Annotated in this window: 11 protein-coding genes; 4 read left to right on the top strand and 7 right to left on the bottom strand. The window is 58.0% G+C overall.

The window, feature by feature from the left end:
- Positions 1–351: 351 nt before the first annotated feature.
- Together M5B96_RS21580 and lpdA are read left to right on the top strand one after the other, a co-directional pair.
- Positions 352–690, top strand: coding sequence for a hypothetical protein (locus M5B96_RS21580; RefSeq protein ID WP_248799050.1), 339 nt, complete (start codon positions 352–354; stop codon positions 688–690).
- A gap of 128 nt (positions 691–818) precedes the next feature.
- Positions 819–2,219, top strand: a complete 1,401-nt coding sequence (gene lpdA / locus M5B96_RS21575) for a dihydrolipoyl dehydrogenase (protein ID WP_248799049.1) — start codon at positions 819–821, stop codon at positions 2,217–2,219.
- A 1-nt stretch (position 2,220) separates the two neighbouring features.
- On the opposite strand, the gene M5B96_RS21570 is transcribed toward lpdA, so the two are convergent.
- Positions 2,221–2,694 (bottom strand): Lrp/AsnC family transcriptional regulator, encoded by a 474-nt coding sequence (locus tag M5B96_RS21570; RefSeq protein WP_248799178.1) that lies wholly within the window; start codon positions 2,692–2,694, stop codon positions 2,221–2,223.
- Between the two features lie 143 nt (positions 2,695–2,837).
- Between M5B96_RS21570 and M5B96_RS21565 the strand changes: the two genes are divergently transcribed.
- The gene (locus M5B96_RS21565) at positions 2,838–3,461 is read left to right on the top strand and encodes a LysE family translocator (protein WP_248799048.1); all 624 of its coding nucleotides are present in this window, start codon (positions 2,838–2,840) and stop codon (positions 3,459–3,461) included.
- Positions 3,462–3,555: 94 nt separating this feature from the next.
- A complete protein-coding gene (locus M5B96_RS21560) occupies positions 3,556–5,058 on the top strand; it encodes an aldehyde dehydrogenase family protein (RefSeq protein ID WP_248799047.1) in 1,503 nt (500 codons plus the stop codon).
- A gap of 6 nt (positions 5,059–5,064) precedes the next feature.
- On the opposite strand, the gene M5B96_RS21555 is transcribed toward M5B96_RS21560, so the two are convergent.
- The 6 genes from M5B96_RS21555 to M5B96_RS21530 all read right to left on the bottom strand — a co-directional run bounded on the left by M5B96_RS21555 (position 5,065) and on the right by M5B96_RS21530 (position 12,298).
- Positions 5,065–7,119, bottom strand: coding sequence for a pyridoxamine 5'-phosphate oxidase family protein (locus M5B96_RS21555; RefSeq protein ID WP_248799046.1), 2,055 nt, complete (start codon positions 7,117–7,119; stop codon positions 5,065–5,067).
- A gap of 56 nt (positions 7,120–7,175) precedes the next feature.
- Positions 7,176–7,805, bottom strand: coding sequence for a glutathione S-transferase family protein (locus M5B96_RS21550; protein WP_248799045.1), 630 nt, complete (start codon positions 7,803–7,805; stop codon positions 7,176–7,178).
- Between the two features lie 129 nt (positions 7,806–7,934).
- Positions 7,935–8,837, bottom strand: a complete 903-nt coding sequence (locus M5B96_RS21545; RefSeq protein WP_248799044.1) for a LysR family transcriptional regulator — start codon at positions 8,835–8,837, stop codon at positions 7,935–7,937.
- Positions 8,838–8,873: 36 nt separating this feature from the next.
- A complete protein-coding gene (locus tag M5B96_RS21540; RefSeq protein ID WP_248799043.1) occupies positions 8,874–9,689 on the bottom strand; it encodes an alpha/beta fold hydrolase in 816 nt (271 codons plus the stop codon).
- A gap of 453 nt (positions 9,690–10,142) precedes the next feature.
- Positions 10,143–11,048, bottom strand: coding sequence for a C13 family peptidase (locus M5B96_RS21535; RefSeq protein WP_248799041.1), 906 nt, complete (start codon positions 11,046–11,048; stop codon positions 10,143–10,145).
- Positions 11,049–11,368: 320 nt separating this feature from the next.
- Positions 11,369–12,298 (bottom strand): hypothetical protein, encoded by a 930-nt coding sequence (locus M5B96_RS21530; RefSeq protein ID WP_248799040.1) that lies wholly within the window; start codon positions 12,296–12,298, stop codon positions 11,369–11,371.
- Between the last annotated feature and the right edge of the window lie 1,192 nt (positions 12,299–13,490).

Raw genomic sequence — 13,490 nt, 5'->3', positions numbered from 1 at the left:
GCCGGTTAACTGCCGGCTCAAGTAACAAAATTCAACATCTGCGTGACTTGATTGGTGTCCAGCCAATGACTAACATCCACTGACTTCAAATTGCCCCTGCTGGTTCATTAAAAACTTCATAAGTTCCAGTATTGAAAAGCGTCTGACAACGGTTCCGCACCGCGCCTAACCGCTTGAATAGACGGCTCGATACCCTGAAAACCTTATTTATCCTCGCGCGCTTTCAAATGGCGCGGGGCCAGATAACTTATAACTATATGCCTCACCCTTGAACACTTGACCCCTTTGTGCGCGCCGCCGACTAATAACATGCCCAACACTCGGCGCACACACTTGAGCGACGGAGCCGCCATGAGCCATACCTTGAGTGAATATCATTATTTTCAACGCCCATCGGGGACTGGCCCCAATGCGGAAACTTCCAGTTGCCTGACCATCAACCAATCGGGCTCGCCCTTGGGCCTGGGTAATCTACTGGACTTGATCAGTCACGAAATCAGCCGGGAAAACAATCAACAGATTCACCGACTCACCTTCAAAAGCGGCCAGACACTTTGGATAAAGGCCGACTCGCAGTTGATCACCGTCCGAGGACGGCGGATCAATTTCCACGCCGACCCGGCGTATCCCTACACCACCTTCCTGGAAGATCCGGCTCGATCCGGCTGCAGTAAAACAACCTCCAGCTGACGCCGTGCCTTCAAGCGCCCATCAATCCGTGATGCCTTGACCAAGGTTGCGCACAAGGACAATATTATGATCATAATATTCCATCCTTGTCCTTCTTCCTCAACGGGATGTCTCCCAGGAGCAGAGTCATGAGCAGTTACGACGTCATCATCATCGGGGCTGGGCCCGGGGGCTACAACGCTGCCATTCGCGCCGGCCAGTTGGGCTTGAAGGTGGCCTGTGTGGAGGGTCGCGCAACCCTCGGCGGGACCTGCCTGAACGTCGGCTGCATGCCGTCCAAGGCCCTGCTCCACGCTTCCGAACTCTATGAGGCGGCGCTGGGCAGCGAGTTCGCCAACCTTGGGATCGAGGTCAGGCCCAGCCTCAACCTCGCACAGATGATGAAACAGAAAGACCAGAGCGTGACCGGACTGACCCAGGGTATCGAATACCTGTTTCGCAAGAACAAGGTCGAGTGGGTCAAAGGTTGGGGGCGGATCGCCGGCCCCGGCAAGGTCCTGGTGAGCGCCGCCGACGGCAGCGAAACCACCTTGCAGGCCAAGGACATAGTGATCGCCACCGGCTCTGAGCCGACCCCGCTACCGGGCGTCGATATCGACAACCGGCGCATCCTCGACTCCACCGGCGCACTGTCGTTGCCGGAGGTGCCCAAGCATCTGGTGGTGATCGGCGCCGGGGTCATCGGCCTGGAACTGGGCTCGGTGTGGCGTCGGCTAGGCAGCCAGGTCACGGTGGTGGAATACCTGGACCGGATCTGCCCCGGCGTCGACCTGGAAGCCGGCAAGGCGTTGCAACGCTCGTTGAGCAAGCAAGGCATGCGTTTCCTGCTGGGTTCCAAGGTCACCGGCGCCACCCACTCCGAGACCGGCGTACAGTTGCGCGTGGAACCGGCGGCCGGCGGCGAAGCGCAGTTGATCGATGCCGATTACGTGTTGGTGGCCATCGGGCGTCGACCCTTCACCCAAGGGCTAGGCCTGGAAAGCGTAGGCCTTGCAACCGACAAGCGCGGCATGCTGACCAACCTGGGCCATCGCACCGAGGCCGCGGGGGTCTGGGTGATCGGCGATGTCACCAGCGGCCCGATGCTCGCCCACAAGGCCGAAGACGAGGCCATGGCCTGTATCGAGCAGATCGTCGGCAAGGCCGGCGAGGTCAACTACGCGCTGATCCCCAGTGTGATCTACACCCGGCCGGAACTGGCCAGTGTCGGCAAGACCGAAGAACAGCTCAAGGCCGAAGGCCGCGCCTACAAGGTCGGGAAATTCCCCTTCAGCGCCAACAGCCGGGCGAAGATCAACCACGAGACCGAGGGTTTCGCCAAGGTCCTGGCCGACGCACACAGCGACGAAGTGCTTGGCGTGCATCTGGTGGGCCCGAGTGTCAGCGAGATGATCGGCGAATACTGCGTGGCCATGGAGTTTTCCGCCTCGGCGGAAGACATCGCCCTCACCTGCCACCCGCATCCGACCCGTTCCGAAGCGTTACGCCAGGCAGCGATGAACGTCGAAGGCCTGGCCACCCAGATCTGAGTCAGCCGGGCAGGTGATCCAACGGCAGCGGTCCGGGCGCCTTTACCGCCTGGATCGCGAAGTTGCTGCGGATATCACGTACACCTGGCAGGCGCAGCAGCTGGCCATTGAGGAAGCGTTCATAAGCCCGCAGGTCGGGCACCACCACTTGCAACAGGAAGTCCGATTCGCCGGACACCAGGAACGCCGAGATCACCTGGGGCAAAGCCATGACCGCCAGGCGAAACGCCTCGGCTTCGGCCTCATGGTGGCGCTCGACCTTGACCCCGACAAACACCGTCAAGCCCAGCCCGACTTCATCGCGGTCCAGGTTCACCTGGTAGCCGCGAATCACCCCCGCCTCCTCGAGCATGCGCACCCGCCGCAGGCACGGTGACGCCGAGAGGCCGATCTCGGCGGCCAGCTCGACATTGCTCAGGCGTCCGTCCCGTTGCAAAGCCGCGAGGATTTTACGGTCGTAGGCATCGAGTTTTATTTTTGGCATATCCGACTACTCGTTTCGTCTCAAGTGGCAGAAAGTACCAAGTCTAAGCCTTTCACAGGTTGAATACGCAAGCACCTGCCCTGCCCTTACGACATAGAATTTTCTCCGGTTATCCTCCTTGGAGAAACAGCACGATGCTCCTCTACCTGTTCGCACTGGCGATGGTTTATCTGCTTCCCGGCCCCGACATGATCCTGCTGCTGCAAACCGGCGCTCGCCATGGCCGCAGCCAGGCCCTGACCACCGCCCTCGGCCTGGGTATCGCCCGCGCCTGCCATGTGGCGCTGGCGGCCCTGGGCCTGGCGGCACTGTTCAAGGCCGCGCCGTGGACCTTCGACATCGTGCGCCTGGCAGGCGCCGCCTACCTGCTCTGGATCGGCGTGCGCATGCTGCGACCCGGGGCGCTGGCGTTGTTGAGCGCGGATCACGAGGGCGCCCAACGCACCTTGGGCTGGCGCGCCGCCCTGCAACAAGGGTTGCTCACCAATCTGCTGAACCCCAAGGCGTTGTTGTTCTGCTCGGTGCTGCTGCCGCAATTCATCGATGCCCATGCCGGCCCGGTGGCCGCGCAGTTCCTCGGACTCGGCGTAACCCTGGTGGCGGTCGGGCTGCTATTCGATAGCTGTTACGCCCTGGCCGGTGCCTGGATCGGCCAATGGCTCGATAAGAGCCCACGGGCGCAACGCCTGCAGCAATGGCTGTTCGGCGGCCTGTTGATCGGTTTTGCCGTCCGATTGGCGTTTATCCAGCAAGCCTGAGGCCGTTGTGCAAAAGAAACGCCGTTAGCAGGTGAGCCGACGGCGTTTTTCTTATACATTTTGCCTCCTACTTCAACGGACAAGTGTTCCAACCATGACCAGCACGCTCGATCGTCTTATCGCCGGCACGCCGATTCTCTACGCGGGTAACCGGGTTTCCCCGGTGCCGCCGGAATTGGCCGAGCGTTTCCAGCCGGGCGATCATCTGCTGGTGGACCAGGCCAGCGGCGAACTGCTGCTGATTCCGCACGCCGTGCAACAGATCGCGACCCAGGCCATCGACACCGCAAAAAGCGCGTTCACGGCCCTGGCCCAGGTCTCCGACCAAGCCATCAGCCAGTTCTTCGACCTGTTCGCCCAGTACCTGGAAGCACCGGCTTCCTGGGCACTGATCGAGGCCGCGAACCAGGCCGATATCGCCCAAGCCAAGGCCCGTGGGCGCTCCACCACCCGCCTGCTGGCAAGCGAGGCCATGCGTCGCGACATGATTGCCGGGCTACGGGCTTGGCGTGATGCGCCGCTGATTCGCGGTCGGGTCCGTGAGTCCGTGGAACATGAAGGTTGGAAGGTTGAGCAAGTCGTCGCGCCCCTGGGCGTGGTGGCATTTGTCTTTGAAGGTCGGCCGAATGTGTTTGCCGATGCTGCCGGCGTTCTGCGTACGGGTAATACCGCCGTGCTGCGGATCGGCAGCGATGCCCTCGGCACGGCCCAGGCAATTGTTCGACATGCACTCAATCCGGCGCTGCACGAAGCCGGTTTGCCGGCGGGTGCGGTGTCCCTGGTGGAAAGCAGCGATCGGGCAGCAGGCTGGGCGATGTTCGCCGACCGCCGCCTGTCCCTGGCGGTGGCCCGGGGTTCGGGCCATGCCGTAAAGCAGCTTGGCGGAATCGCCCAGCAGGCCGGCACTGTGGTCAGTCTGCACGGCACCGGCGGCGCCTGGCTGGTGGCCCATCAGGACGCGGACGCCAAGCGCTTTGCCGAAGTGGTGCGCAACTCCCTGGATCGCAAGGTCTGCAACACGCTTAATGTCTGTGTGATTCATCGCCAGCGCGCGGCCGAGCTGGTGCCTTTTTTCCTTGAGGCGCTGAAGGCCGCTGGCGAGGCTCGCGGCCAACGCTGCAAGCTGCATATCGTCAGCGGTGATGAAAGCGTGCTGCCAGCCGAGTGGTTGCAAGCGCGGGTGCAGGTCCAGCGTGCCGAAGGGTATGAGGAAGAAGCACAAACCGAGTCGTTGCCGGAAGACCAGCTGGGCCGCGAATGGGAGTGGGAAGAGACGCCGGAAGTCAGCCTGAAAATCGTCGATGACCTGGATCAGGCAGTTGCCCTGTTCAACCGTTACAGCCCGCAGTTCACCGTGTCGCTGATCAGCACCGACCGTGGCGCCCATGACTACTTCTACAACAGCATCAATGCGCCCTTTGTCGGCGATGGTTTCACCCGTTGGGTCGATGGCCAATACGCGCTGAACAAGCCGGAACTGGGGCTTTCGAACTGGGAGAACGGGCGCTTGTTTGCCCGTGGGGCGATCCTCTCCGGGGATGGAGTGTTTACCTTGCGCAGTCGGATGAGCCAGATCGATACCAGCCTTCGGCGCTGAAAGCCGTTACAGATCCAACACCAACGGCTCCGTGCTCTGCGCCGGAATCGCGCAACAAATCAGTACCCGCCCCTCGCCCGGCAACTCCGCGGGCGGCTGTGGATAATGTACCTGCCCGCTGATCAAGCGCGTGCTACAGGTTCCACAAGATCCGCCCCGGCAACTGAACTCCGGCTGCAAGCCGCGGCTTTCCGCCAAGACCAGCAGGCTCTCACCTTCCGGCTGCCAGCGTGCCTCCTTGCCCGAACGATAGAACACCACCGGCACCGACTGCGTAGCCGCCGGCGGCTGCTCGATTTGCGGTACACCCGGATCCTGGCGACGGTGCAACGTCGACGGGCCAAAAGTCTCCGCATGAATACGCTCATCGCGAATATCCATATCCCGCAATTGATCGTACAGCCCCTGGGTAAAGCCACCCGGACCGCACAGGACAAAATCCACCAAGTCATAGTCATCGACCATCAACACGGCCTTCAGTACCTCGACATCGAGGCGACCCTGCAGATGGTAATCCTCACCCGGCATCGCCTCGGGCTCCGGTTGGCTCAACAGTCGCACCACCTGGACCGTATCACCCGCACGCTCCATCAACTCATCCAGCTCGGCCCGAAACGGCAGCTCCGCCAATGACCGGGCGCTGTGGAACAAAACCGTGGGCCGCATGCGCCGGGTGCGCTTGCCCTGATACACCACCTCCCGCAACATCGACAGCAAGGGCGTAATCCCCACCCCCGCCGCGAGTAATACCAACGGGCGCTGCTCATGGGCCACCACGGTGAAATGCCCCTGCGGCGCACGCGCCTCAAGCACATCACCGACCTTGAGTTGATCGTGTATATAGGATGACACCCGGCCGTCGCGCTTGACGCTGATCCGACAGAACGCGTCCGACGGCGCGCCCGACAGGCTGTAGGTGCGAATCTGCGTCTGCCCGTCCAGATCGAAACGCAGCGGCAGATGCTGTCCGGCCTGAAACATCGGCAACCCTGCCCCGTCCGCCGGTTCCAGATACAGCGAACGGATGTTGCGACTTTCCTCGACAATCCGGCTGATCCGCAAAGATCGCCAGGCATTGCCCAACGCCTCGGCTTGCAAGCGGGCAGCAGCCTGGTCCCAGTTGCCGGTCATCAGGCTGTTGGGTGAAAAACCCTCGAACCTCCAACGCAAAGTCGAAGCCGCTGGACGGCGCACGCAATGTTCCACGTGGAACGTCCACAAACGTTCGGCGCCCTGGAAGGCTTTCACCAGCGGTCCGTCCAGGATGACCTCGGTGCGTCCGCTAAGCTGCAGCAGGTCACCGCTATTGAAATCGATAAACAACAGGCCGGCGTGAGGATTGATCAGCAGATTACCCAAGGTATTGAAGTGCAGGTTTCCGGCGAAATCAGGGATCGTCAGGCAGTCGCCCTCGACCCGGACAAAGCCGCTTTGCCCACCGCGATGGGAGACATCCACGGAGCGGACGCCGTCGATATCCACATAGCTGGCGACAAAGAATGTATCGGCGGCATGAATCATTGCCGCAGCCTCGGCGTCCAGGCCTGGCGAGCGATAGACCACCTGCCTGGCCGGATCTGGCGCCGGCACCCGTTCGAACTGGCGCAACTGGATGTACTGCGGACAGTTGCCGAAAGCATGTTCCACAGCCACGCTCAGGACTTGTCCAGTCAACGCCGCAACCCGCCCATTGATACGATTGCGTCGCCGGGTATGCAGTTCCACCCCCAGCAAACCGATCGCCGCACCAGTGCGCAGGGCTGAATAGGTGGGATCCGCAACCTGTGGAAAACTCGCCACTTGCAGCAGCCTGGGTTGGGGAGAAGAGGCAAAGCCAGGCTCACCTTCAAACAGACTCGCCCAGGGATTGCCCTGATCGTCCACGGTTCCGAACAGCAGGAACGGCAACTGGCGATAGAAGTCACGATGCTGGTCCGGCATATAGTCGCGGATCACCCTCGGACCGAGCTCGGCCATCCGTTCGGCGACACCGACCCGGGCCTGCATCTGCAACTCGCCGACATGCCAGGGTGATGGGCTGGATGGGCTGTGTGTGTTCATCGCGGCTTCTCCACGGAAACCCTCCCGGCCGAAGTGGGCGGGAGGTTTCATCAACCTCAGGCGGTCTGCAATCCGGCGACGGTGCGCGGCATCGGCACAAAGCCCGGCAAGGCTTCGATCCGCGCCAGCCAGGCGCGTACATTGGGGTAGTCCGCCAGCGAGACATTGCCTTCCGGCGCATGGGCGATATAGCTGTAGCCGGCGACATCGGCAATGGTCGGGGTATCACCCGCCAGATAAGACGACTGGCTCAGTTCCTGCTCGACGACCTTGAGCAAGGCATGGGAACGGCTGATCGCTTCCTCAGCGTCAAAGGGTGCACCGAATACCGTGATCAGCCGGGCCCGGGCCGGACCGAAGGCAATCGGCCCCGCCGCCACCGACAGCCAGCGTTGCACCCGGGCGGCGCCAAGCGGATCGGTGGGCAACCAGCGGCCTTGCCCGTACTTGAGCGCCAGATACACCAGAATCGCCGCCGAATCGGCGAGGACCAGCCCTTGATCGTCAATCACCGGCACTTGGCCAAAGGTGTTCAGCGCCAGGTATTCCGGGGTTTTATGGGCACCACTGGGCAGGTCCACATGAATCAGTTCCACCGGCAGCCCGAGCAGGGACAACATCAGTTCGGCACGATGGGCATGGCCGGAGCGGGAAAAGTTGTAGAGCTTGATAGGGGTCTGGGACATGGCGGGACTCCACGGGGGTAGAAGCGCAACCCGGGACGGTTCGCGCTGATGGATGGATCTTGCTCCTTCAGCGAAAACAACAGAATCGCCAGAAACGGCAATCCATTCTTTCAAAAACTGAAATGCTCATCAGCCTCTCAGGTTCGGGTGCTCGCGCAAGGCCGCGACCATGAAGTCGACAAAACTACGCACCCGCACGGATACCTTGCGGCCCCCTTGATACACCACGTGGATCGGTAGCGGCGGAAACTCGAAATCTTCCAGCACGATTTCCAGCTCACCGGCCGCCAGCTTGTCCGCCACTTGATAGGACAATACCCGGGTCAGACCAAGACCCAGGCAGGCGGCGTGGATCGCCGCCCGATTCGCCGTCAGTGCCAATCGCGGTTCCAGGCGGATGCTCAAGGGTTTGTCACCATCGAGGAATTGCCAGCTCCTGACCTGCGAAGCCGAGGCGGCCATGACGATCTGCGCCTGGCGCAACTCGTCCGGGTGCTGGGGACGGCCCTGTTGCTCCAGATAGGCCGGTGAAGCGCAGACCACCCGGCGGACCTGCCCTACCCTGACGGCGTGGTAACCACTGTCGGGCAACTCGCCGATCCGCACCGCGACATCGATCCCGTCCTCGACCATGGGTACCACGCGGTCCAGCAGCAGCGCGTTGATATCCACCGCCGGATACTGCTCCAGATAACGCACCATCACCGGCGTGACGTACAACTCACCGAACAGCACCGGCGCGGTCATGGTCAGTTGGCCGCTGGGGCGGGCGTGACTGTCGGCGGCCGAGGCTTCGGCTTCCTCCATCGCGGCGAGGATCCGCCGGCAATCTTCCAGATAACGTTGCCCGGGTTCGGTCAGGTGCACATTGCGCGTGGTACGCACGAGCAACTGGGCGCCGATGCGCTTTTCCAGCGCCGCCACCGCCCGGGTGACGCTCGGTGCAGAGAGACTCAGACGCCGCGCCGCCGCCGCGAAACCCTGCTCCTGGGCGACGGCGACGAACACCTGCATTTCCTGGAATCTGTCCATGGGTTGGCTACTCGCTCCTCCGGAGGATCGCGGTGACTATGCCGGCAGCTCGGACAGGAATGCCAACAGAGCATCGTTCACGAACGTCGGGTTTTCAATGCTGGAAATATGCCCAGCCTCCGCTATCCCGATGTACTGGCAACCGATCAACTCGGCCATCTCCCGGGCCTCGCTCGGTGGCCGTGGTTTGTCCTGCTCGCCGCACATCACCAGGGTGCGATTGGCATCCAACGCCGCCAACGCGGCCAGGCGATCGTCACGCCCGAAGATCAGCCGTCCCAGCGGGACGACGCTGTCGCGCAGGCGCTCACCCGACCAGGTCGACAGGGATGTGCGAAACGCCTGATAGTACGGCAGTTGCGGATCGATACCCGGCCTGAAGAAAATCGGCACTATTGCATCAAGCAAAGGTGCTGGAACACTGCCGACGTCCTCGATCATCTTCAGCATCGAAAAGTAATATTGCTGGGTCGGCGCCGGCTCCGCACCAGCATAGGTGTCCATCAACACCAGGCCGCGAACGCGCTCGGGCGCAGCCAGGGCCAGGCGCGCGCCCCACATACCGCCGACCGACAAGCCGACCAGGGTGAAACGCTGGATCCCCAACTGATCGAGCAAGGCCAGTACCTGCTTGGCCAGATCGTCGAGGCTGCGGGTGTTCTCCGGCAACGGCCCTGACTGCCCATGGCCCCAGAGCTCCGGCACGATAACCCGATAGTGCTGCGACAGCGTCGCGATCTGCGGGGCCCACATGCCGCTGTCCCAGAGGTAGCTGGAGCCCAGTACAACCACCTCGCCCACGCCCTGGTCGAGGAAGTGCAGCGGTTGTCCATCAATCGTCACAAACGGCATTGAACTCCCCTCGCTAATGGATGAAACAACGAGTGCCAAGGCCCCTTGCACTCGGAATCAATAGATCGGACAGCGTTGCCTGCACGCGTTCAAATGTCCAGAGACATATCGCAGGGACAAAAAAGCCGCCTTGAAAGGCGGCTTTTTAACCGTGAATTTAGAGAATTAAATCTGTCGCAATAGGTGCCCGAATTCCGGGGCCAGCAGCCTTACTCGGAGAAAGCGCAAAACTGTCGCAGATCGCCCAAAAGCTGCTTCAGACATTTGCGCTAGAGAATTAAAACTGTCGCAGCCAGCAACTGCGTAGCTTGCATGGTGATTGCAGTCTGGCTTGAGGAAAAACTGACTTTCGCCTCTGGCCGCAATCGACCCCAGTGGGCCAAATCTACCGCCGCTGGGGTTATTGCTCCTTATCTCTGCGAACTTCACTGACATGCCAACGTTCGACACGCATTACTCACCCGCAGCAAAGGCAGTTGCTTTCGGTGCATGACCGTGAAAAAACTCAAATGCTTCAGCCTTCGCCTTGGCTAACGAATCTGCGAAACGCTGCGCGTTCTCCGGAATCGAATCAATCATGAAAAACCTTGGAAACATTCTATCTAGAAAGACCATAGCCATTGTCTCCCCAATTTTTTCGATTGCGATCTGCTGCTCAGCAGAGACCACCTTCCCCTCCTGGTTTAACTCCTCGATGATCTTGTCGGTTCGCTCCCTTAGGCGGCTGGGGGTGCAGTCTCTCAGAAGATAACCTTTCGCAAGCTTAAAGAACCAGTCTTCGGCTGACGTAGTGACAAATCCACCTTGATCCAAGCGATGACTATACAAGGATTCTAATGCCGCCCGTGTGTCCAGCGTTGTCAACAGCTCCCGATAAAACCCGCGGAAGCTGCCAAGTAGCTCGGGACCGTTGGCTTTGTGTGTAGGGCCAATCAGGGCGAAGCAAGGTGCTGACGCCATCGGGTTGATACTTCCTACGAAATGGCCACCGAAGCACGCCGAAATACAAACAACCAAGTTTAAGAACATAGCATTATTCAGCGATGCGAGTGCATCAGCCAGATCATTCCAACTCAGGGACGAGCCATCCGGAAATGCCAGTCCGGTCTTATCGCTCCATCCGTGCATCTCAATATGCAGAATGGGGAAATCGCCATCGTTCTGGACTGCTAGGGTGAGCTCGCGAATTTTCGCGAGAAAGTCATTGGATCCTTCAACCTGCATTAGCTCGGCGGGGGGGGCATCTGGATTGTCCTCCCTGAGGCCATTGATGTATTGAGAAAGGACAGTGCCAGACTCGAATTCGTCCGGCTCGAGCGATTCTATGATTACCACTTTACTAAAGTTGAAGGTAGACATTATGTTTCCTACTGCTAGACGTGATTGTGTAGGTGCCGGTTGAACGCTCGTGAGTTGTTACGCTTCTTGAAATGAAATGGTCAGGCTTCTGCAACTTGCTTGCACTCAGTATGGCCTCGAAGGTGGGCCACGAGATGCAGGAAACTACCGCTGCTAGCAGTAAGCGGCTGTACCCGAAGGAAGGCTAGAGCCGTTTGGACTCTCTTGTCATAGAATGAAGATTGAGATGAGAGTACGTACTGGCGATTGAATGATCACTGTACCGTCAAAGTTCATGGAGCTAAAATCCCCGCTTGCAATTCCTTATTAACGAGCGAGAGTTACTTGCGAGCTGCCACCGTGGGCTCTGCAATATACTTCATCAATGAAAATGGGAAAACATCATAATACCGAGAGACAACATCAAAAGAAATCATAGAAGACTCTTTGACTCGACCATCATTTAGACTTAGATAAATCATGTTATCAGTCACAGTTTTGAAGACTGACGTATCAGCCAATGACCATGACTTCATTTGCGCAACTTGAGATTCAAAAATCGCAAACTCTTGAGGATCAGACAAGTCGCTAATATCATGCTCATATTTTTCACACAATTCCGAGAGAATCACTTTAAAAAAATCGAGCAAATACGAGTATAAAAGATGGGTGTACAATGCAAAATAGTTATCTGCAAAGTTTATACAGTTTCGCTGCGGATACGTATAATATGGACTCTGCGGAGTAAGATCCACAAGATCCAAATTATATGCCTGAAAGAATATTCTTGGATCGCCGCGATCATCCACATCGTGAAATGGCATTACGTTGATACCACCATGCACGATTCTATTTCGAATGTTATTGATTTTCTTATACCATTCAAGATTCAAACTTGGACTGACACCCACATATTTTAAAAATTTCGCCTCAAGATAATCATATCGATCATTTATTTTTCCGCGAACGGGCATTAGCTCTTTAGAGATTTCATAGGAAATATCCCAGATAGTGCTAATCTTATAATAACAATACTCGATAATCTGCGTACTAACAACTCTTGTCTGGTCATACTTTTTTAAAAGGTCACTGTCGGACTGAAACTTATTCAACAGGCAAGTTGAATAAAATAGCTTCCTAAAGTTAGTCTCGATATTTTTCAAAAGAAAAGTTAGCTTGGGCTTTTCTAGCTTCTCCTCATGATATGTATTTAAATACAAAACCAACTCATACAGTGGATCCGGCACCCTTAAACTGTCAAATAAAATCACAAGGAATTCCTTTTTATCACGATATTATGTCAAGCCTACAGTGTTAAATGCTAGTAACCCTGTAAATGAGCCAAGAACAAATAGAGTGCAGCCACCACCAAAGCTTATTCAGTTACCGACACGGTAGGGATCGCATGTGTTGACATACAACTTCCCAATGACCGAACCGGAAACGGTTATACTGGCGCACCAGAACAACTTTCCCATAATCACTCATGATGAAAACGTCCATCCGTCTTCAGCGAGGCGGTGGCTGCCGGGCGATGTTAGCAGTGCTGAGAGCTGCTGAGAAGCTTGCAAGGGGGTGGCGACGTGGTATCTGATACAGGGCGAGAGCAAACCGGCACGCTCAATACGCAGACTGCACTCATCAACGCTCAGATTGCGAATTTAGCCGCCTAACAGAGCGCTTCCACCCAAGGGATACAGCAGGAAGCCGGCAGTATCACCACCCAAGCGGTGGTCATGCAGCCACACGCAGTCCTCGCCGACAGGGCGGTCGAGAACGTCGAAGCGATAAATCACAGGCGAAAAAAAGCCGCCCTTCAAGGCGGCTTTTTTACAGTGAATTTAGAGAATTAAAACTGTCGCAGCCAGAAAAGACGCGGCTTACACATACATTCAAAAGCACCGGCGGCTGGTCAGCTGTAGGTTCACAAAATAGATGATTCGGAAGCCCCAGCAAACACAGGCGAAAAATCATCTTTTTTGTGAGGACGCCGGTTGGGACTCACAAAAAAGATGAGAAAAGCCTACTGGATTCACAAAATAGATGCGTCACCGCTCACCAGCGGCAGCACTCCGGGCCCCGCCGTTCATCAACGAGGATTGTGCATATAAAGGAAGGGATCGTAAAATACGACCGTGGAGCGCGCATGCCGGTGATGCCGTAAAGGTGAGTGCCCATGCCGCCAAGCTTTCGAGCTTGGTTCCGCCAAAACCTTTGGTGGCGGAATAGGGTCGCTGAGACCCAAGAGGCCCGGCCTATTCCTGAGTCTTGGGCTTTCACAAAGCCCAAACTTTAAACCCTTCTTTTATATAGATCCCATCGGCCTGAAGCGGCACCTATTGTTGCCACCGACGCGGAATTGACCCAGTTGCCGGGTCAGTGGAATTTCGGTAACTGGGTCATCCCGCGTTGATGATAACTCCTGCCAGCTTGGCCGATGAATTCGCTGTCAGGGCCAGCTCT

It is taken from the genome of Pseudomonas sp. MWU13-2105 (assembly GCF_023242315.1).
Taxonomy (GTDB): Bacteria; Pseudomonadota; Gammaproteobacteria; order Pseudomonadales; family Pseudomonadaceae; genus Aquipseudomonas.
Note: the sequence above shows the minus strand (reverse complement) of the source record. Positions and strands in the feature narration are given on the sequence as shown.

Bases quoted from the DNA above. Each gene is read 5' to 3' on its own strand.
- M5B96_RS21580 (WP_248799050.1), top strand. From the start codon at position 352: ATGAGCCATACCTTGAGTGAATATCATTATTTTCAACGCCCATCGGGG.
- lpdA (WP_248799049.1), top strand. From the start codon at position 819: ATGAGCAGTTACGACGTCATCATCATCGGGGCTGGGCCCGGGGGCTAC.
- M5B96_RS21565 (WP_248799048.1), top strand. From the start codon at position 2,838: ATGCTCCTCTACCTGTTCGCACTGGCGATGGTTTATCTGCTTCCCGGC.
- M5B96_RS21560 (WP_248799047.1), top strand. From the start codon at position 3,556: ATGACCAGCACGCTCGATCGTCTTATCGCCGGCACGCCGATTCTCTAC.
- M5B96_RS21555 (WP_248799046.1), bottom strand. From the start codon at position 7,119: ATGAACACACACAGCCCATCCAGCCCATCACCCTGGCATGTCGGCGAG.
- M5B96_RS21550 (WP_248799045.1), bottom strand. From the start codon at position 7,805: ATGTCCCAGACCCCTATCAAGCTCTACAACTTTTCCCGCTCCGGCCAT.
- M5B96_RS21545 (WP_248799044.1), bottom strand. From the start codon at position 8,837: ATGGACAGATTCCAGGAAATGCAGGTGTTCGTCGCCGTCGCCCAGGAG.
- M5B96_RS21540 (WP_248799043.1), bottom strand. From the start codon at position 9,689: ATGCCGTTTGTGACGATTGATGGACAACCGCTGCACTTCCTCGACCAG.
- M5B96_RS21535 (WP_248799041.1), bottom strand. From the start codon at position 11,048: ATGTCTACCTTCAACTTTAGTAAAGTGGTAATCATAGAATCGCTCGAG.